Here is a 19,962-nt window from a genome sequence, read left to right as displayed (position 1 = left end):
CATGCTGCTGGCCGGCTGCACCACGCTGAACTACTACGCCCAGGCCGGCTACGGCCAGTATGAACTCTGGTCCGAAGCGCGCCCCATCGACGAGTGGCTGTCGGACGCCCGCACCGACAAGCGGCTGCGTGCGCGGCTCCAGAAAGCGCAGCAAATCCGCAGGTATGCGGTGGCGACGCTCGGGCTGCCCGACAATGGCAGCTACAAGACTTACGCGCCGCTGCGCCGCCCGTACGTGCTGTGGGCCGTGGTGGCCACGCCCGAACTGTCGCTCAAGCCGCTGCGGTGGTGCTTCCCGATCGCCGGATGCGTGGCCTACCGCGGCTACTACGACCGCGGCGACGCGCGTAAATTCGCCGCCGAGCTACGAGCGCAGGGCTACGACGTCCAGGTCTCGGGCGTGCCGGCGTATTCGACCCTGGGCTGGTTCGACGATCCCCTGATCTCCACCTTCATCAACTATCCGGATGCGGAGCTGGCCCGCCTGATCTTCCACGAGCTGTCGCACCAGATGTCCTATATTCCGGGCGACTCCGCCTTCAACGAATCGTTCGCGACCGCGGTGGAGGAGGCTGGGCTGCAGCGCTGGCTGGACGAACATGGCGACGAGCGCCTGCGCGATGCCTACGCCACCTACGCCAGCCGCAAGCGCGACTTCCTCGAGCTGCTGCTGCGCGCGCGCCGCAAGCTGGCCGCCGTGTATGCGGCCGGCGCCAGCGACGACGAGCGGCGCGCCGGCAAGGCGGAAGTGTTCCGCCAGCTGAAGGAGGAGTACGCAGGACTGCGCCAGGCCTGGGGCGGCTATGCGGGGTACGACCGCTTCTTCGCCGAGCCGCTGTCGAACGCCCATCTCGCATCGGTCGCCACCTACAACGACCACGTGCCCGGCTTCCGCGCCCTGCTGGCGCGCGAGCGCACTTTCCCGCGCTTCTACGATGCGGTGCGCAAGCTGGCTGCACTGGACAAGCAGGAACGCGACCGGCAGCTGGCGGGCCTGGCGCGTGGCGCAGCGCCGCTCGTGCCCGCCGCGCGCGAATAAGGCCGTCCTTGCAGTCTACGGGATGGTGCGGCGCACCATCCTGCCGCCTAGAGAACTTGCTCAAATACTAGCAAAAGCCCTTGCCTCATTGTCCACTGCCCGATAGCATCTGTGTGACTGTTAGAAGGGATCAGGCCGTCCGCATGGGCGGCAATCGCAGGTCCCTGGCAGCGCGCACACAACGACAACTATCTTTGAGACAGAGGCATACACGATGGACAAAATCTGGTTGAAGTCGTACCCGCCCGGCGTTCCCGCAGAGATCGATCCAGACCAGTACAAGTCGCTGGTCCAGATGTTCGACGCGTCGTTCACCCGTTTCGCCGATCGCAATGCGTTTGTGTGCATGGACAAGTACATGACCTACGCCGAGCTGGACCGCTATTCGGCCCAGATGGCGGCGTGGCTCCAGAGCCGCGGCATGCAGAAGGGCGCGCGCGTCGCGGTGATGATGCCGAACGTGCTGCAGTACCCGGTCGCGATCGTCGCGATCCTGCGCGCCGGCTACACCGTCGTCAACGTGAACCCGCTGTACACCGCGCGCGAACTCGAGCACCAGCTGGTCGACTCGGGCAGCGAGGCGATCATCGTCCTCGAGAACTTTGCGCACACGCTGGAACAGGTGCTGACCAAAACGCCGGTCAAGCACATCATCGTGGCCAGCATGGGCGAGATGCTGGGCGGCGTGAAGGGCGCGATCGTCAACTTCGTGGTCCGCAATGTCAAGAAGATGGTGCCGGCCTACGCGCTGCCGAACGTGGTGTCGTTCAAGGAAGCGCTGGCGCATGCGCGCAAGATGAGCTACCAGCCGGTGCAGGCCGAAAACAGCGACATCGCCTTCCTCCAGTACACCGGCGGCACCACCGGCATCTCCAAGGGCGCTTCGCTCACCCACCGCAACGTGGTGGCCAACGTGCTGCAGACGGAGGCCTGGTCCGCGCCGGGCATGGGCGGCGACCCGTCGGCGCAGCAGCTCACCATCGTGTGCGCGCTGCCGCTGTATCACATCTTCGCGCTGACCGCGTGCGCGATGTGGGGCATGCGCGTGGGCGCGCTGAACGTGCTGATTCCGAATCCGCGCGACATCGGCGGCTTCATCAAGGAGCTGTCGAAGTACAAGGTCAACATGCTGCCGGCCGTGAACACGTTGTACAACGCGCTGGTCAACCACCCGCAGTTCCCGACGCTCGACTTCTCCGAACTGAAGATCTGCAATGGCGGCGGCATGGCCGTGCAGCAGGCGGTGAACGACAAATGGATGCAGGCGACCGGCAAGGCGATCATCGAAGGCTACGGCCTGTCCGAGACCTCGCCCGTGGCGACCTGCAACCGCGCCGACCTGACCCGCTTCACGGGCACCATCGGCCTGCCGATTCCGTCCACCGACATCGCCATCCTGGACGACGACGGCAACCACCTGCCGCTGGGCCAGCCGGGCGAGATCGCGATCCGCGGCCCGCAGGTCATGGCAGGCTACTGGAACCGCCCGGACGAAACCGCCAAGGTCATGACGCCGGACGGCTTCTTCAAGTCCGGCGACGTCGGCGTGATGGACGAAAACGGCTATGTCAAGATCGTGGACCGTAAGAAGGACATGATCCTGGTGTCGGGCTTCAACGTGTACCCGAACGAAGTGGAGGCGGTGGTGTCGATGCATCCGGGCGTGCTGGAATGCGCCTGCATCGGCGTGCCGGACGAGCACTCGGGCGAAGCGGTCAAGCTGTTCGTGGTGCGCAAGGACCCGAACCTGACGGCCGAAGCGCTGCACGAATTCTGCAAGAAAGAGCTGACCGGCTACAAGAAGCCGAAATATATCGAGTTCCGCGACGAGCTCCCGAAGACCAATGTCGGCAAGATCCTGCGCCGCATGCTTCGCGAGGAAAAGGTCGCCGCATAATGGAACGTAACGAAGGACTGTGATGAGAGATGAGGTAACGATGGAGAAGTTCTGGCTTAACGAGTATCAGCCCGGTGTGCCTGCGGAGATCGACTGGACGCAATACCGCTCGCTGACGCACCTGCTCGAGGAGGCCTTCCGCAAGTACGCCGACCGCAAGGCCTACGTGTGCATGGACAAGGCGATGACCTTCGGTGAACTCGACCGCCTGTCGCAGGACATGGGCGCGTGGCTGCAAAGCCTGGGCCTGGCGCCCGGCGCGCGCGTCGCCATCATGCTCCCGAACGTCCTCCAGTATCCGGTCGCGATGGCGGCGGTGCTGCGCGCCGGCTACACGGTGGTCAACGTCAATCCGCTGTACACGCCGCGCGAACTCCAGCACCAGATGATCGACTCGGGCGCCGAGGTGATCATCGTACTGGAGAACTTTGCACACACCGTGGAGCAGGTGCTCGACAAGACCCCGATCAAGCACGTCGTCGTCACGTCGATGGGCGAGATGCTGGGCACGCTGAAAGGCACGATCGTCAACTTCGTCGTGCGCCGCGTGAAGAAGATGGTGCCCGCCTTCTCGCTGCCGAACGCGGTGCAGTTCAAGAAGGTCCTGTCCGAAGGCGCGCGCATGACGCTCAAGCCGGCGACGCTGGGCCATGACGACATCGCCTTCCTCCAGTACACCGGCGGCACCACGGGCGTGGCCAAGGGCGCTGTCCTGCTGCACAAGAACGTGATCGCCAACGTGCTGCAGAACGAGGCATGGCTGGCGCCGACGCTCGCCACGCTGCCGAAGAACGAGCAGGTCATCTTCGTGACCGCGCTCCCGCTGTACCACATCTATGCGCTCACGGTGGGCGCCCTGATGGGGGCGCGCCTGGGCGGGCTGAACGTGCTGATCCCGAATCCGCGCGACATTCCGGGCTTCGTCAAGGAGCTGTCCAAGTACCGCATCAACATCCTGCCGGCGGTGAACACGCTGTACAACGCGCTGCTCAACAATCCGGACTTCGCCAAGCTGGACTTCTCCAGCTACCGCGTGTGCAACGGCGGCGGCATGGCGGTCCAGAAGGCGGTGGCGGACAAGTGGCTGGCGCTGACCGGCACCCCGATCATCGAAGGCTACGGCCTGTCCGAGACCTCGCCGGTGGCCACGGCGAACCGCTGCGACATCAAGGAGTTCACCGGCACCATCGGCCTGCCGTACCCGTCGACCGAGATCCGCATCCTGGACGACAACGGCAACGAAGTACCGCACGGCCAGCCTGGCGAGATCGGCATCCGCGGCCCGCAGGTCATGGCCGGCTACTGGAAGCGCGATGACGAAACCGCCAAGGTCATGACCGCCGACGGCTTCTTCAAGTCGGGCGACATCGGCATCATGGACGACCGCGGCTACACCCGCATCGTAGACCGCAAGAAGGACATGATCATCGTGTCCGGCTTTAACGTCTATCCGAACGAAGTGGAAGCCGTGGTGGCGATGCATCCGGGCGTGCTGGAAGTGGCGTGCATCGGCGTGCCGGACGAGCACTCGGGCGAAGCGGTCAAGCTGTTCGTGGTCAAGAAGGATCCGGCCCTGACGAAGGAAGAGCTGTTCGAGTTCTGCAAGAAGGAACTGACGGGCTACAAGAAGCCGCGCCACATCGAGTTCCGCACGGAGCTGCCGAAGACCAACGTCGGCAAGATCCTGCGGCGCGAACTGCGCGACAAGACCCCCGCTTGACCGGAGGGGACAGTCCCCGCCGGGGGACGGTCCCCTAGATGCGTTCGGGGCCGGGACGGCCGTCGCGGACCCGGAACGACGCCAGCGCCGCAATCCCCGAGCGCTCGTCACGCACATCGTCCAGGCCGAGGAAGATCGTGCGTGTCTCGCCAGGCGTGATTTCCATCAGCATGTAGCCGCGCTTGTCGCTGCGCCCGTACTTCACGTGCGGGTTCATCTCCACGTACTGCTCGGTGCGCGCCTGCGGCCGCGAGCCGGACGTCACCGACGTCCCCACGAATTCCGTCGCCACCACCGGATTGGCACGCGATACCGGCCGCACGAAATCGGGCCGCAGCTCGTTGGCGTAGAAGGTGTGCACATCGCCGCCCAGCACCACCGGATTCGACACGCCGCGCAGCGACTCCAGCAGCCGCGTGCGCGCGGCGCTGTATCCATCCCACCCGTCGTTCCAGAAGCGGCCGTCCACAGCGCGCACGATGCGGGTCTGGCTGGACTCCGCCATCAGGGTCTGCTGGGCGATGATGTTCCAGCGGGCTGCCGAGCCGCGCAGCCCCGTATCGAGCCAGCGCTCCTGCGCCGGCCCGAGCAGCGAGCGGTTGGGGTCGGCCAGCGCGGCGCAGGCATTGCGCCACACCGACGTCGAGCCGCCCCGGTTGGTCGGCGTGCATGCCTGCACGGCGCGGTACTGGCGGTTGTCGAGCACGTGGAAACGCGCCAGCCGCCCCCAGTCGTAGCGCTGGTAGATGCGAGCGTTGGCGTAATCGTTCGCGCCGGCGATCGGGCGGATCGGCATGTGCTCGTAGAAGGCCTGGTAGGCAGCGGCGCGGCGCAGGCGGAATTGCACGTCGAGCCGCTCGTCGCGGTCGCCCGCGTAATCGTTCGCGACCTCGTGATCGTCCCAGGTGACGATCCATGGCGCGGCGTGGTGCGCGGCCTGCAGGTTGCGGTCGCTCTTGTACTGGGCATAGCGGCGGCGGTATTCGTCCAGCGTGAAGCTTTCGGACACGCGGCGTGCGCGCGTCGGGTGCTCCAGTGCATAGGCGCCCCACTCGTAGATGTAATCGCCAAGGAAGGCGACCAGGTCGGGGCTGGCGCTGGCTATGTGCCTGTGCGCGGCGTAGCTGCCGAATTCCCAGTGCTGGCATGAGGCCACCGCAAGCTTGAGCAATCCCGGCAGGGAGCCTGCCGCCGGCGCAGTCCGGGTGCGCCCGACCGGGCTGACCGCGTCGCCAAGCATGAACCGGTACCAGTACCAGCGTCCCGGCTCCAGTCCCTGCACATCGACGTGGATGCTGTGCGCGAGCTGCGGCAGCGCGGTGGCGGCGCCCCTGGCGACGATACGGCGGAACTGCTCGTCCGTCGCCATCTCCCAGCGCACGTTCAAGGCGACCGGCGGGCCGGCGCCCAGCGGGTCGTCGATGATGCGGGTCCAGATGACGACCGCATCGGGCAGCGGCGAACCGGAGGCGACGCCCAGCGTGAAAGGATATCTAGTGCCGGGAGGACGTGCCGCGATCGCCTGCCCGGGCACCGCAAAACCAGCCGCAGACAGTGCTGCGAACCGGGCGGTCCTTGCCAGGAACAGGCGTCGCGCTACCTCCATGGGTCAGTCAAGCAGCGTTTCGAGTGGTGGCAGTACCCGCGGCTTGCGGTCGTCGCCGGTGGCGACGTAGGTCAGGGTCGCTTCCGTCACCTTGACCACGTCGGCCGACATGCGGTTGCGCTCTGCATAGACTTCCACGTTCACCGTCACCGAGGTGCGCCCCTCGCGCACGACTTCCGCGTAGAAGGTCAACAGGTCGCCCACGAACACCGGCTGCTTGAATACGAACGAATTGACGGCGATGGTAGCCACGCGGCCGTTGGCGCGGCGCGTCGCCGGCAGCGAACCCGCAATGTCGACCTGCGCCATGATCCATCCCCCGAAGACGTCGCCGTACAAATTGGCGTCGGAAGGTGCGGGCATGACGCGCAGCATCGGCATCTTACCTTCCGGAAGGCGCACCCGTTCGGTGCCGGTTACAGTGTTTTCGGTGGTGGTCATCGCAAAAATCCATGAGAGGCTACAATCGTCAGGATTGTTTCATACTTCACCGACTCCTGCCATGCGACGCCACGCTTCCTCCGATCTGCCGCTTCCTCCGCAACCGGGCGGTCCCCGCAACGACTGGGCCACGCTGCGCAGTTTGCTGCCCTACCTGTGGGCGTACAAATGGCGCGTGATCGCCGCGCTGGCCGCGCTGATCGCGGCCAAGCTTGCCAACGTCGGCGTGCCGGTCGTGCTCAAGCAGCTGGTGGACGACCTGACGATCAAGCCGGGCGACCCGAAAGCGCTGCTGGTGCTGCCGGTCGCGGTGCTGGTGGCGTATGGCCTGCTGCGGCTGTCGACCACCGTGTTCACCGAGCTGCGCGAATTCCTGTTCGCGCGCGTCACCCAGCGCGCGGTCCGCAACATCGCGCTCAAGGTGTTCCGCCACCTGCATTCGCTGTCGCTGCGCTTCCACCTGAACCGGCAGACCGGCGGCATGACCCGCGACATCGAGCGCGGCACGCGCGGCATCAGCACGCTGATCTCGTTCACCCTGTTTAACATCCTGCCGACGCTGGTGGAGATGACGCTGGTGCTGGGCTACCTGCTCCTTAACTACGATATCTGGTTCAGCGTGATCACCGTGGTGGCGCTGGTCTCCTACATCGTGTTCACGGTGATGGTGACCGACTGGCGCACGCACTTCCGGCGCACCATGAACGAACTCGATTCGAAGGCCAGCACCAAGGCGATCGACTCGCTGCTCAACTACGAGACCGTGAAGTACTTCGGCAACGAGGACTACGAGGCGAAGCGCTACGACGAAGGGCTGCAGCACTTTGAATCGGCGGCGGTCAAGTCGCAGACATCGCTGTCCCTGCTCAATACCGGGCAGTCCGCGATCATCGCGCTGGCGGTGACGCTGATCCTGTGGCGCGCGACCGAAGGCGTGATCGCAGGCACGATGACGCTGGGCGACCTGGTGCTGGTCAACGCATTCATGATCCAGCTGTACATCCCGCTCAACTTCCTGGGTGTGATCTACCGCGAGATCAAGCAGGCGCTGGCGGACATGGAGCGCCTGTTCTCGCTTCTGGGACAGGACCGGGAAGTGGCCGATTCGCCGAACGCGCGCGCGCTGGCGACCACGGGTGCGGAGGTGCGTTTTTCGCACGTGGACTTCAGCTATGAAAAGAACCGGCAGATCCTGTTCGATGTCGACTTCACCATCGCGCCGGGCACCACGACCGCGGTGGTGGGGCACAGCGGATCGGGCAAGTCGACCCTGTCGCGCCTGCTGTTCCGCTTCTACGACGTCAATTCAGGCAGCATCACGATCGACGGGCAGGACGTGCGCGACGTGACGCAGGACTCGCTGCGCCACGCGATCGGCATCGTCCCGCAGGATACGGTGCTGTTCAACGACACGATCGAATACAACATCGCCTATGGCCGGCCGGGCGCGACCCACGAGCAGATCGAGGCGGCAGCGCGGGCGGCGTCGATCCACGATTTCATCGTGACCCTGCCGAACGGCTACCAGACCATGGTGGGCGAGCGGGGATTGAAGCTGTCGGGCGGCGAGAAGCAGCGCGTGGCGATCGCACGCACGCTGCTGAAGGACCCGGCCATCCTGGTGTTCGACGAAGCCACCTCGGCGCTCGATTCGAGGGCCGAACAGGCGATCCAGGCGCAATTGAAGGAGATTGCGAAGAGCCGCACCACGCTGGTGATCGCGCACCGCCTGTCGACGGTCGCAGATGCACAGCAGATCCTGGTGCTCGACCACGGCCGTATCGTGGAGCGCGGCACCCATCACGCGCTGCTGGCCAGACGCGGGCTGTACGCCCAGATGTGGGAACGCCAGCAAGCCCGCCGAGACGAAGAAATCCCCGGCTGACTACCCTGCGACCCCGGCTTTGGCTGGATGGCAGGGGTGGCGGAATCGGCCCGGTTATGACCGATTCCGCCAAAATCAGTAGGTGTAGAACATGCGCTGGATCTCGCGCGTGTTGGTGGTTTTGGTCAGCGCGAGCATCAGCAGGATGCGCGCCTTCTGCGGGCTGAGCGTATCGGCCACCACGAAATCGAGCTGGTCGTCGTTCGCCTCGCCATTGCGCGCCAGGATGCCCTGGCCCACACGGCTGGCGCGCACCACGATTGCACCTTTCGCGCGCGCCGCCACGAGCGCCGGCTTGACCCGTGCCGGCAGGCTGCCGTTGCCGACGCCCGCGTGAACGATGCCTTTAGCGCCGGCCGCCATCAGCGCTTCCACCTGCGTCGGCCCCACGTTCGCATACGACAGCGCGATCTCGACCTGCGGCAGCGCCGTGAGCGCGCCGACATCGAACTCCGACTCGGTCGTGTGCTTGCGCGTGACGGCGCGGTAGAAGGACGGTTTGCCGCCCTGGATGTAGCCCAGCATGCCCAGGTCGGTGGACTTGAAGGTATCGGTCGTGGTGGTATTGGTCTTGGTGACGTCGCGCGCCGACTGGATCTGGTCGTTCATCGATACCAGCACGCCGCGCCCGGCCGCGTCAGGGTGCGCGGCCAGCAGCACCGCGTTGTACAGGTTCAGCGGACCGTCGGCCGACATCGCGGTGGAAGGACGCATCGATCCGACCAGCACCACCGGCTTGCGGCTCTTGACCACCAGGTTGAGGAAGTACGCGGTTTCCTCCATCGTATCGGTGCCGTGGGTGATGACGATGCCGTCCACGTTCGGCTGGGCCAGCAGCGTGTTGACGCGCCTGGCCAGCGTGAGCCAGTGCTCGTTGCTCATGTTCTCGCTGGCGATCTGGAAAACCTGTTCGCCGCTGACATTGGCGACCTTGGCCAGCTCCGGCACCGCAGCGATCAGGTTCTGCACGCCGACGGTGGCGGCCGTGTAGCCGACCGTCGTGGTGCTGGTTGCGCCCGAGCCGGCGATGGTGCCGCCGGTGGCGAGGATGGTGACATTGGCGAGCCTGGCCTGCGCCAGGGAAGTGGGGACGAACAGTGCGAACCCGAGCAGCGCGACAGCGAACTGCGCGGCTTGACGATGGAACATGGGATCTCCTTGAGGTAGAAAAAAGGCCTTCCGCTGGGAAGGCCTTGGGATGCGCGTCAGGTGAGCCGTGAGCTGGCCACGTCCTTGTGGGTGGGCATATCGAGTTCGCCCTCCCACTTGGCGACCACCGCGGTTGCCACCGCGTTGCCCACCACGTTGGTGGCCGAACGCGCCATGTCGAGGAAGTGGTCGATCGCGAGCAGCAGCAGCAGGCCCGCTTCCGGAATGTTGAACTGGTTGAGCGTCGCGGCGATCACCACCAGCGATGCGCGCGGAACGCCGGCCATGCCCTTCGAGGTCAGCATCAGCACCAGCATCATGGTGATCTGGGTCCCGAGCGACATTTCGATGCCGTAGGCCTGCGCGATGAAGACGGTGGCGAAGGTGCAGTACATCATCGAGCCGTCCAGGTTGAACGAATACCCGATCGGCAGCACGAACGAGGCGATGCGGTTCTTGACGCCGAAGCGCTCCAGGCCTTCCAGCGTTTTCGGGAACGCCGCTTCCGACGAAGCGGTCGAGAAGGCCAGCAGCGTCGGCTCGCGCACTTCCTTCAGCAGGCGCACGACGCGCGGGCCGAGGAACAGGAAGCCGAGGCCTGCCAGGATCACCCACAGCAGCACGATCGCGAGGTAGAACTCGCCCATGAACACGCCATAGGTGGACAGCACGCCCAGGCCGCTCTTGGCGATCATGCCCGAGACGGCGGCGAAAACGGCGATCGGCGCCAGGTTCATCACATAGCCGGTCAGCTTGAGCATGATGTGCGCGACGCCGTCCAGCGCTTCGACCACGACCTTGGCGCGGTCGCCGATGGCGGCAGCGGCGGTGCCGAAGAACAGCGAGAACACCACGATCTGCAGGATCTCGTTCTTGGCCATGCCCTCCACGATGGAGCTCGGGACCAGGTGGGTGACGAATTCCTTGAGCGTGAGGCTGGAGGTCGAGATGCCGGAAGCGGCGTCGACGGCCGGTGCGAGGCCCATCAGCGCGTCGCCAGGGCGGAACAGGTTCACCAGGATCAGGCCCAGCGTCAGCGAGATGACAGAAGCGAAAATGAACCACGCCAGCGCCTTGGCGCCGATGCGGCCCACTTCCTTGGCGTCACCCATCTTCGCGATGCCGACCACCAGGGTGGAGAACACCAGCGGCGCGATGATCATCTTGATCAGGCGGAGGAACAGGGTAGAGACCAGCGAGACGGCATCGGAGTACGCGGCCGGATTGGCAGTGCCGGTGTTGATGAAGTAGCCCGCTATGACGCCGAGCACCAGGCCGGCGAAAATATAGGCGGTCAGGCGGTTCTTCTTTGTCATTGGCTGCTTCCTGTCGATGCGGTATGTGGGTTCGGCGGGCCCGGAACTGGTCAAAATAGCGGGTTCCGCAGTATCCTAGGCGCTGGGGGTGGTGTCAAGCAGGCACCATCGGGCCCGGTCGACACAATCCACCCAATGATAGAAATCCAAAACGTAAGCAAGTGGTATGGCCAGTTCCAGGTGCTCGCCGACTGCAGCACCCGCGTCGACAAAGGCGATGTGGTCGTGGTGTGCGGGCCTTCAGGCTCCGGCAAATCGACCCTGATCAAGACCGTGAACGGGCTCGAACCGTTCCAGCAGGGCCGCGTCACCGTCGATGGCGTCGCGGTCGGCGACCCGAAGACCGACCTGCCCCGGCTTCGTGCCAGGATCGGCATGGTGTTCCAGAATTTCGAACTCTTCCCGCACCTGTCGGTACGCGAAAACCTGACACTCGCCCAGACCAAGGTGCTGGGCCGCTCGCTGGACGAGGCCACCGAACGCGGGATGAAGTATCTCGACCGGGTCGGCCTGCTCGCGCAGAAGGATAAATACCCGAGCCAGTTGTCCGGCGGCCAGCAGCAGCGCGTCGCAATCGCCCGGGCGCTGTCGATGGACCCGGTGGCGATGCTGTTCGACGAGCCGACGTCAGCGCTCGACCCCGAAATGATCGGCGAAGTGCTCGACGTGATGGTCGGCCTGGCGCAGGAGGGGATGACGATGATGGTGGTGACCCACGAGATGGGCTTCGCGCGCAAGGTCGCGGACCGCATCGTCTTCATGGACCACGGCCGCATCGTCGAAGACACGCCAAAAGACAGCTTCTTTACTGCGCCGGCTTCCGAGCGCGCCCGCGAATTCCTCGCCCGGATCATCCACTAGCATTAATAATAATCTTCCTCGCGCTGATGGCGCGCAGCGAGGATGCGGATCACGTTATCGTCTTCGATGCGATACAACTTCACAAACCCTGCATGTCCGAACGGTACGAGCAGTTCGCGCAAGAACGGATCCACGTTTCCAGCGCTTCGACAGGAATATGGAAATAGTTCGAGCAGCCGGACCGCCTCGGTAATCGCCGCGCGCGCCTTGAGCGCTGAGGACAGGTCTCGATCGGCGACGCACGCTAACAGTCGGGCGAGGTCCTTCCGCGCGGCGGCGGTATAGCGGACCGTGTAGTTCACTTTCCAGCCTTGCGTTCGGCTTCCTCGATGATTGCATCCAGGTCCGCGAGGATCTCATCGTGCGTGAAGTACTCGCCGGTCTGCTTTGCTTCTTCGAGCGACGCCAATCCGCGCGCTATGAATTCGCTTTGGAGGCGGCGGCGCTGTATTTTTTCACGAAGTGCCTGTTCGACAAAACCGGAAAGCGTTTCGCCGTTCTCGAGAGCTTTCTCTGCTGCTTCCCGCAACTCTGGCTCCACCCTGAGGGACGGGATGGTGGCAGTTTTCATTACGCCTCCTATATGCATCGCATTTGCGATGCAAGTATCCCACTCACCTCCGATCCCGGCAAGCGGTCTCGTTTGAACGCCGTCAAGAGTAAAATGGCGGGATTGGATTGATGAGACCTGCAATGAGCGATTTCGAACTCCCCCACAGCCTGACGATCACCCGGCCGGACGACTGGCACCTGCACCTGCGCGACGGCGCCGCCCTCGCGAGCGTGCTTCCGCACACCGCGCGCCAGTTCGGACGCGCGATCGTGATGCCGAACCTGAAACCCCCCGTCACCACCACCGCGATGGCGCTGGCCTACCGCGAGCGCATCATGGCCGCGCTACCGGAAGGGATGCAATTCGAGCCGCTGATGACGCTGTACCTGACTGACAACACGCCGCCGGACGAGATCCGCCGCGCCGTGGACAGCGGCTTCATCCACGCGGTCAAGCTGTACCCGGCCGGCGCGACCACCAATTCGGATGCCGGAGTGACCGACCTGTCGCGCTGCTACAAGACGCTGGAAGTGATGCAGGAGCTGGACATGCCGTTCCTGCTGCACGGCGAGGTGACCGACAACGACATCGACCTGTTCGACCGCGAGGCCGTGTTCATCGAGCGCGTCCTGCGTCCGCTGCGCGCTGCCATGCCCGAGCTGCCGATCGTGTTCGAGCACATCACCACCAAGGACGCGGCGCAGTACGTGGCCGAAGCGGAAGGCCCGATCGGCGCGACCATCACCGCGCACCACCTGCTCTACAACCGCAACGAGATCTTCCGCGGCGGTATCCGTCCGCACTACTACTGCCTGCCCGTGCTGAAGCGCGAAGAGCACCGCCTGGCGCTGGTCACCGCCGCCACCAGCGGCGACGAGCGCTACTTCCTCGGCACGGACTCCGCACCGCACGCCATCGGCGCCAAGGAGGCTTCGTGCGGCTGCGCCGGCTGCTACACCGCGCTGCATGCGATGGAGCTGTACACCGAAGCCTTCGCCCGCGCCGGCGCGCTGGACAAGCTGGAAGCATTCGCCAGCCTGAACGGCCCTGCCTTCTACGGCCTGGAGCCGAACGCCGGCACCATCACGCTCAAGCGCGAAACCTGGACGCTGCCGAACACCGTGCCATTCGGCGAATCGCAGCTGGTGCCGCTGAACGCAGGCGAAGAGATCGGCTGGAAGGTGGCGTAAGCTGGAAGCGATCGACTGGAGCCGCGCCTGGTACGACTCGGTTCGTCCCGCGTACGAACGCCTGGGGCAGGGCGCGCTCCACGAATCACTGAGCGCCGCAGCCGCGGCACTCGGCCTGCGCAACCATGCCGGACACCCGGTCCGCTTTGTCCCGCAGGAGCTGCTCCCGGAAGGCACCGCGTACGAGGAATTCATCGGCGCCACCGGCTGCGTGCCGACGCGCGAGAACCTGCACGACTACTTCAACGCCCTGGTCTGGCTGACCTTCCCGGCCATCAAACGGCAGCTCAACGCACTGCAGGCCGGGCAGATCGCCATTGCCGGCGTCGGCAAGTCGCGCGGTCCGGCCCGCGATGCCGCCACCATCTTCGACGAAAATGCCGCGCTGCTTGTCGTTCGGGACTCGGACGACGGGCATGCGCTGGTGGACGCCCTGCGTTCGCACGGGTGGATGGACGCGCTGTACGCCGGACGCGAACGATTCAGGCGCGACGCCCAGCTCTGGCTGTTCGGCCACGCCGCCATGGAGAAGCTGGTCGCACCGCGCAAGGCCATCACCGTGCACACGCGCGTGGTCTGGGCCGCTGACGGTTTCTTTGCCCTGCCATTCGATGCGCGCCGGGCATGGCTCGACGCGGAAGTGAGCGCGCAACTGGAACGAGAGGGACTGACGACTGCCAGTTTCACTCCGCTCCCGGTGCTGGGCGTACCGGGCTGGTGGGCGCAGCAGGACGAAGCCTTCTACGCCGACACGACCGTATTCCGACCCAAAAGGAGAAGCGCATGAACGAAGTCCGCTGGGGCATTCTCAGTACCGGCAAGATTGCGCGCGCCTTCGCCGAAGCGCTGCGCGACACGCCCGGCGCGGTGCTGGCAGGCGTCGGCTCGCGCACTGTCGCGAGCGCGCAAGCCTTCAGTGCGGAATTCGGCGGCACGCCATACGGCTCGTACGAAGAGCTGGCCGCCGCCCCGGACATCGACGCCATCTATATCGGCACCCCGCATACCCTGCACGCGTCGAATGCGCTGCTGGCGCTGGGCGGCGGCAAGGCCGTCCTGTGCGAAAAACCGTTCACCATCAACCGCCGCGAGGCCGCGCAGGTGGTCGCGCTGGCGCGCGAGCGCAAGCTGTTCCTGATGGAGGCGATGTGGACGCGCTTCCTGCCGGCGTTCGAAGAGGCGAAGCGCATCCTCGACTCGGGCGGGATCGGCGTCCCACGCCAGGTCGTGGCCGACTTCGGCTTTTTTGCCAGCGTCGCGCCGGAGCACCGCCTGGTCAACCCGGAGCTGGGCGGGGGCGCGCTGCTCGACCTGGGCATCTATCCGTTGTCGGCGGCTGCCTACCTTCTCGGCCCGGTCGAGAGCGTGAGCGCGCAGGCGGTGATGCAGCCGAACGGCGTGGACGCACAGACCGCCTTCACGCTCAAGCACACAGGCGGCGGACTCTCGATCTGCAACGCATCCATGCGCGCGCGCACTCCGGTGGAACTGGTCGTCTCCGGCGATCGCGGCTACCTGCGCCTGAACTCGCGCTTCCATCGCGCGCCGTCGATTACGGTGGACACGGAAGCGGGCGGCTCGCGCACCATCGACACGCCTTACCTCGGCAACGGCTACGTCCACGAAATCATGGAAGTGCAGCGCTGCCTCGGCGCAGGCCTGCTGGAAAGCCCGCGCATGCCGCTCGACGAAACGGTCGCGCTGATGGGTGTGCTGGACGACATCCGCAGCCAGATCGGCTTGCGCTACCCGGCCGACTGACGCGGGAGTTCTAAATCGGCCACTGTCATCCCGGCCTTCGCTGGGATGACGTTGTCCTCTTTCAGACTTTGAGGAATTCTTCGCGGCCGCCGAGCCAGCGGGCGAGGTGCGCATCCACCGTCTCTTCGTCCTCGGCGTGGATCAGCTTTTGCGCGACGTCGCGCGCACGCTCGACCAGCCACTGGTCGGTCTCCAGGTCGGCGAAGCGCAGCATCGCCTGCCCCGACTGGCGCGCGCCGAGGAATTCGCCGGGACCGCGGATCTCCAGGTCGCGGCGGGCGATCTCGAAGCCGTCCTGCGTCTCGCGCATGGTGGCCAGGCGCTCCTTGGCGACGGGGCCGAGCGGTCCCTGGTACATCAGCAGGCACACGCTGGCGGCAGAACCGCGGCCCACGCGGCCGCGCAGCTGGTGCAGCTGCGACAGGCCGAAGCGCTCCGCATGTTCGATCACCATCAGCGAAGCGTTGGGGACGTCCACGCCCACTTCGATCACGGTCGTCGCGACCAGCACGTGCACCTCCCGCGCCGAGAACGCATCCATGACGGCCTGCTTTTCCGCGGGCTTGAGCCGGCCGTGGACCAGTCCTACCTTCAGGTCGGGCAGGGCTTCGGCCAGCGTGGCGTGCGTATCGGTCGCGGTCTGCAGCTGCAAGGCTTCCGATTCCTCGATCAGCGGGCATACCCAGTAGACCTGGCGGCCTTCCAGCGCGGCAGCATGCACCCGCTCGATCACTTCGTCGCGCCGGTTCTGGTCGATGACGCGCGTCACGATCGGGCTGCGGCCGGGCGGCAGCTCGTCGATGACGGAGACTTCCAGGTCCGCGTAGTAGGTCATCGCCAGCGTGCGCGGGATCGGCGTCGCGGACATCATCAGCTGGTGCGGGACCTTGCCGTCCTTGCCCTTGTTGCGCAGCGTGAGCCGCTGGCCGACGCCGAAGCGGTGCTGCTCGTCGACGATCACCAGGCCCAGCTTCGCGAATTCGACCGTGTCCTGGATCAGCGCGTGCGTGCCGATCACCAGCTGGGCCTCGCCCGATTCCACCAGCGCGGTCGCGGCCAGCTTGTCCTTTTTCTTCAGGCTGCCCGTCAGCCACGCCACCTTGACGCCGAGCGGTTCCATCCACGCGGCGATCTTGCGGAAGTGCTGGTCGGCCAGGATCTCGGTAGGCGCCATCAGCGCGGCCTGGTAGCCGCTGTCGATGGCCTGCGCGGCGGCCAGCGCGGCGACCACGGTCTTGCCGCTGCCGACGTCACCCTGCAGCAGGCGCTGCATCGGATACGACTGGCGCAGGTCGGCGCGGATCTCTTGCAGTACCCGTTCCTGCGCGCCCGTCAGCCTGAAAGGCAGGGCTTGCAGGAACTGTGCGGACAGCGATCCCACCGCCGCCAGCTTCGGCGCGCCCTTGGTGCGGCGTGCGCGCTGCGCCCGTTTCAGCGAGAGCTGCTGCGCCAGCAGCTCGTCGAATTTCATGCGCACCCATGCGGGATGCGAGCGCTCGACCAGCGCGTGCGTGTCCACTTCCTGCGGCGGGTAGTGCAGCAGGCGCACGGATGGCTCGAAGTCGGACAGGCTCATGCTCGAACGCAGCGTAGGCGGCAGCGTGTCGGTCCAGTCGATGCGCTTCATGGCGTCGGCGATCGCGCGGCGCAGGACGATCTGCGACAGGCCTTCGCCCGACGGGTACACCGGCGTGAGCGAGGTGGGCAGCGGCGCGCCTTCGTTGATCACTTTGTAAGACGGGTGCACCATCTCGGCGCCGAAGAAGCCGTGCTTGAGTTCCCCGCGGGCGCGGATGCGGGTGCCTTCTTCCAGCTGCCTGACCTGGCTGCCGTAGAAATTCATGAAACGCAGCTGCAGGTTGCCGGTCTCGTCCTCGATGGTCACCAGCAGCTGGCGCCGCGGGCGGTAGGTGATTTCATTCTTGACCACCACCCCCTCGACCTGCGACACATGGCCGCCGCGCAGGCAGGCTTCGCGGATCGTCACGACCGAGGTTTCGTCCTCGTAGCGCATCGGCAGGTGCAGCACCAGGTCCATGTCCGTGCGCAGTCCCAGCTTTGCCAGCTTGCTTTCGGCGTTCTTGGGGGCGGTTTTCGGTTTGGATGAGGCCATATTGCTGCGTTTTAGGCGTAAAATAGAGGGTTGCCCCGCGCCCGAATTATCGTTCATTGCCGTAGTGGCGTCATCCCCGCGATTGCAGGGGCGATGCTGGCGGTGACTTCGGATGCTCACTATGGATCCCCGCCTTCGCGGGGATGACGCCGTAGCTCAACTTTGAATGTCTTGCATGTACTCGCTTTCCGATTTCGATTTTAACTTGCCGCCCGAGCGCATCGCGCAGTTTCCTCTGCCGGACCGCAGCGCCTCGCGCCTGCTGCACCTCGACGGCGCGCAGATCATCGACCGTACTTTCGCCGACATCGTCGACCTGCTCCAGCCCGGCGACCTGCTGGTGATGAACAACACGCGCGTGCTCAAGGCGCGCTTCTTCGGCGTCAAGGACACCGGCGGCAATGTGGAAGTGCTGGTCGAGCGCGTGCTCGACAACCGCACCGTGCTGGCCCAGGTGCGCGCCTCCAAGTCGCCCAAGCCGGGCACGAAGATCTGCCTGTCCGACGCGTTTTGGGTCACCGCCGGCGAGCGCGCGGGCGAGTTCTTCACCCTGCATTTCGACGCCGATGTGTTCGACCTGATCGAAACCTACGGCCGCCTGCCGCTGCCGCCCTACATCGAGCACGCCGCGGGCGAGGTCGACGAAAACCGCTACCAGACCGTGTACTCGAAGGAGCCGGGCGCCGTCGCCGCGCCGACCGCCGGCCTGCACTTCGACGAGGCGCTGCTGGACAAGCTGCGCGCCAAGGGCATCCGGACCGCCGAGGTCACGCTGCACGTGGGCGCCGGCACCTTCCAGCCGGTGCGCGTGGAAAAGCTGGACGAACACAAGATGCACACCGAGTGGTACACGATCCCGCAGGCGACCGTGGACGCGGTGCGCGAGACCAAAGCTGCCGGCAAGGCCGTGGTCGCCGTCGGGACCACCAGCCTGCGCGCGCTGGAGTCGGCCTCGCAATCGGGACAGCTGGAAGCGGGCAGCGCCGACACGGCCCTGTTCATCACGCCCGGCTACAAGTTCCGCACCGTGAACCGCCTGATCACCAACTTCCACCTGCCGAAGTCCACGCTGCTGATGCTGGTCTCGGCCTTTGCGGGCTTCGAGGAGATCCGCGCCGCCTACGCGCACGCGATCGCCAGCGAGTACCGCTTCTTCAGCTATGGCGACGCCATGCTGTTGACCACCAAGGAAATCTACTGATGCTTGAATTTACCCTCCTGAAGAAGGACACCAGCGGCCTGTCGCACGCGCGCCGCGGCCGCCTGAAGCTCAACCACGGCACCATCGAGACGCCGATCTTCATGCCGGTCGGGACCTACGGCTCGGTCAAGGCAATGTCGCCGGTCGAGCTGAAGGAGATCGACGCCCAGATCATCCTGGGGAACACCTTCCACCTGTGGCTGCGCCCGGGACCCGAGGTGATGAACAAGTTCGGCGGCCTGCACCGCTTCATGGGCTGGGACAAGCCGATCCTCACCGACTCGGGCGGCTTCCAGGTGTTTTCGCTGGGCGCGATGCGCAAGATCACGGAGGAGGGCGTCAAGTTCCAGTCCCCGATCGACGGCAGCAAGCAGTTCCTGTCGCCGGAAGTGTCGATGCAGATCCAGAAGGCGCTCAACTCGGACATCGTGATGCAGTTCGACGAGTGCACGCCGTACGAGATCGACGGCCGCGCGGCCACCGCCGAGGAAGCTGCCAAGTCGATGCGCATGTCGCTGCGCTGGGCGCAGCGCTCGATGAACGAGTTCAGGGCCGGCGAAAACCCGAACGCGCTGTTCGGCATCGTCCAGGGCGGCATGTACGAGCGCCTGCGCGACGAGTCGCTGGCCGGGCTGGAAGAGATCAACTTCCCGGGCCTGGCGATTGGCGGCCTGTCGGTGGGCGAGCCGAAGGAAGACATGATGCGCATCCTGGCGCACGTCGGCCCGCGCCTGCCGGAGAACAAGCCGCACTACCTGATGGGGGTGGGCACGCCGGAAGACCTGGTCGAAGGCGTGGCCAACGGCGTGGACATGTTCGACTGCGTGATGCCGACCCGGAATGCGCGCAACGGCTGGCTGTTCACCCGCTTCGGCGACATCAAGCTGAAGAACGCGCGCTACAAGGACGACCAGTTGCCGCTGGACGAAACCTGCAGCTGCTACACCTGCAAGAACTTCTCGCGCGCCTACCTGCACCATCTGCAGCGCTCGAAGGAGATCCTGGGCGCGCGCCTGAACACGATCCACAACCTGCATTATTACCTGCAGCTGATGCGCGAAATGCGTGCGGCGATCGACGGAGACGAGTTCCACGCCTTCCGCCTGCGCTTCAACGCCGACCGCGCCCGGGGCGTGTAAATATGCACCCGTCCTCCCGGCGTGCGGGGGCATCCATGCTGAGCTTGATTTATTGCAATGTGCCCCCACTTCCTGCCCAGCATCGATCCCG

General features: G+C 65.5%; 17 protein-coding genes. 10 read left to right on the top strand and 7 right to left on the bottom strand.

The genetic code is table 11. The annotated features are described in order from the left end of the window. Position 1 precedes the first annotated feature (1 nt). The 3 genes from ACFSQR_RS11600 to ACFSQR_RS11590 all read left to right on the top strand — a co-directional run bounded on the left by ACFSQR_RS11600 (position 2) and on the right by ACFSQR_RS11590 (position 4,656). On the top strand, positions 2-1,039 hold the full coding sequence (locus ACFSQR_RS11600) for an aminopeptidase (RefSeq protein WP_377729970.1): 1,038 nt from the start codon (positions 2-4) through the stop codon (positions 1,037-1,039). Between the two features lie 214 nt (positions 1,040-1,253). Continuing rightward, on the top strand, positions 1,254-2,936 hold the full coding sequence (locus ACFSQR_RS11595) for a long-chain-fatty-acid--CoA ligase (protein ID WP_377729936.1): 1,683 nt from the start codon (positions 1,254-1,256) through the stop codon (positions 2,934-2,936). Between the two features lie 40 nt (positions 2,937-2,976). Next, the gene (locus ACFSQR_RS11590) at positions 2,977-4,656 is read left to right on the top strand and encodes a long-chain fatty acid--CoA ligase (RefSeq protein WP_377729969.1); all 1,680 of its coding nucleotides are present in this window, start codon (positions 2,977-2,979) and stop codon (positions 4,654-4,656) included. Positions 4,657-4,690: 34 nt separating this feature from the next. Here ACFSQR_RS11590 and ACFSQR_RS11585 read toward each other — a convergent pair whose 3' ends face one another. After that, a complete protein-coding gene (locus ACFSQR_RS11585) occupies positions 4,691-6,262 on the bottom strand; it encodes an alkaline phosphatase D family protein (protein WP_377729935.1) in 1,572 nt (523 codons plus the stop codon). A 3-nt stretch (positions 6,263-6,265) separates the two neighbouring features. Continuing rightward, on the bottom strand, positions 6,266-6,703 hold the full coding sequence (locus ACFSQR_RS11580; protein WP_377729934.1) for an acyl-CoA thioesterase: 438 nt from the start codon (positions 6,701-6,703) through the stop codon (positions 6,266-6,268). A gap of 61 nt (positions 6,704-6,764) precedes the next feature. Between ACFSQR_RS11580 and ACFSQR_RS11575 the strand changes: the two genes are divergently transcribed. Then, positions 6,765-8,588 (top strand): ABCB family ABC transporter ATP-binding protein/permease, encoded by a 1,824-nt coding sequence (locus ACFSQR_RS11575; RefSeq protein ID WP_377729933.1) that lies wholly within the window; start codon positions 6,765-6,767, stop codon positions 8,586-8,588. A gap of 75 nt (positions 8,589-8,663) precedes the next feature. Here ACFSQR_RS11575 and ACFSQR_RS11570 read toward each other — a convergent pair whose 3' ends face one another. Both ACFSQR_RS11570 and ACFSQR_RS11565 read right to left on the bottom strand, forming a co-directional pair. Beyond that, on the bottom strand, positions 8,664-9,737 hold the full coding sequence (locus ACFSQR_RS11570) for a type II asparaginase (RefSeq protein WP_377729932.1): 1,074 nt from the start codon (positions 9,735-9,737) through the stop codon (positions 8,664-8,666). Between the two features lie 56 nt (positions 9,738-9,793). Further along, on the bottom strand, positions 9,794-11,053 hold the full coding sequence (locus ACFSQR_RS11565) for a dicarboxylate/amino acid:cation symporter (RefSeq protein ID WP_377729931.1): 1,260 nt from the start codon (positions 11,051-11,053) through the stop codon (positions 9,794-9,796). 135 nt (positions 11,054-11,188) lie between these two features. Between ACFSQR_RS11565 and ACFSQR_RS11560 the strand changes: the two genes are divergently transcribed. Next, positions 11,189-11,914, top strand: a complete 726-nt coding sequence (locus ACFSQR_RS11560; RefSeq protein ID WP_377729930.1) for an amino acid ABC transporter ATP-binding protein — start codon at positions 11,189-11,191, stop codon at positions 11,912-11,914. Positions 11,915-11,916: 2 nt separating this feature from the next. Here ACFSQR_RS11560 and ACFSQR_RS11555 read toward each other — a convergent pair whose 3' ends face one another. Continuing rightward, positions 11,917-12,216: a type II toxin-antitoxin system RelE/ParE family toxin gene (locus tag ACFSQR_RS11555; protein WP_377729929.1), complete on the bottom strand. Its 300-nt coding sequence runs from the start codon at positions 12,214-12,216 to the stop codon at positions 11,917-11,919. Beyond that, positions 12,213-12,485 carry a YlcI/YnfO family protein gene (locus tag ACFSQR_RS11550; protein WP_377729928.1) on the bottom strand — a complete coding sequence of 91 codons (273 nt, stop codon included), beginning with the start codon at positions 12,483-12,485 and terminating at the stop codon, positions 12,213-12,215. The genes ACFSQR_RS11555 and ACFSQR_RS11550 overlap by 4 nt, the downstream gene beginning before the upstream one ends. Before the next feature lie 122 nt (positions 12,486-12,607). On the opposite strand from ACFSQR_RS11550, the gene pyrC reads away from it, so the two are divergent. From pyrC to ACFSQR_RS11535, 3 genes are read left to right on the top strand one after another with little or no spacing between them, the layout of a single operon-like run. Further along, positions 12,608-13,657: a dihydroorotase gene (gene pyrC / locus ACFSQR_RS11545; RefSeq protein ID WP_377729927.1), complete on the top strand. Its 1,050-nt coding sequence runs from the start codon at positions 12,608-12,610 to the stop codon at positions 13,655-13,657. Position 13,658: 1 nt separating this feature from the next. Next, a complete protein-coding gene (locus ACFSQR_RS11540) occupies positions 13,659-14,444 on the top strand; it encodes a DUF3025 domain-containing protein (protein ID WP_377729968.1) in 786 nt (261 codons plus the stop codon). Next, positions 14,441-15,418: a Gfo/Idh/MocA family protein gene (locus tag ACFSQR_RS11535; protein ID WP_377729926.1), complete on the top strand. Its 978-nt coding sequence runs from the start codon at positions 14,441-14,443 to the stop codon at positions 15,416-15,418. Before ACFSQR_RS11540 ends, ACFSQR_RS11535 begins: the two co-directional genes overlap by 4 nt. 61 nt (positions 15,419-15,479) lie before the next feature. On the opposite strand, the gene recG is transcribed toward ACFSQR_RS11535, so the two are convergent. After that, entirely contained in the window at positions 15,480-17,588 is a 2,109-nt protein-coding gene (gene recG, locus ACFSQR_RS11530) for an ATP-dependent DNA helicase RecG (protein ID WP_377729925.1), read from the bottom strand. Between the two features lie 118 nt (positions 17,589-17,706). On the opposite strand from recG, the gene queA reads away from it, so the two are divergent. Both queA and tgt read left to right on the top strand, forming a co-directional pair. Further along, positions 17,707-18,732, top strand: a complete 1,026-nt coding sequence (gene queA / locus ACFSQR_RS11525) for a tRNA preQ1(34) S-adenosylmethionine ribosyltransferase-isomerase QueA (RefSeq protein WP_377729924.1) — start codon at positions 17,707-17,709, stop codon at positions 18,730-18,732. After that, positions 18,732-19,871: a tRNA guanosine(34) transglycosylase Tgt gene (gene tgt / locus ACFSQR_RS11520; RefSeq protein WP_377729923.1), complete on the top strand. Its 1,140-nt coding sequence runs from the start codon at positions 18,732-18,734 to the stop codon at positions 19,869-19,871. Before queA ends, tgt begins: the two co-directional genes overlap by 1 nt. Positions 19,872-19,962: the final 91 nt, after the last annotated feature.

Origin of the sequence: Pseudoduganella sp. GCM10020061, from assembly GCF_042683405.1 — a bacterium.
Classification (GTDB): domain Bacteria; phylum Pseudomonadota; class Gammaproteobacteria; order Burkholderiales; family Burkholderiaceae_D; genus Telluria.
Note: the sequence above shows the minus strand (reverse complement) of the source record. Positions and strands in the feature narration are given on the sequence as shown.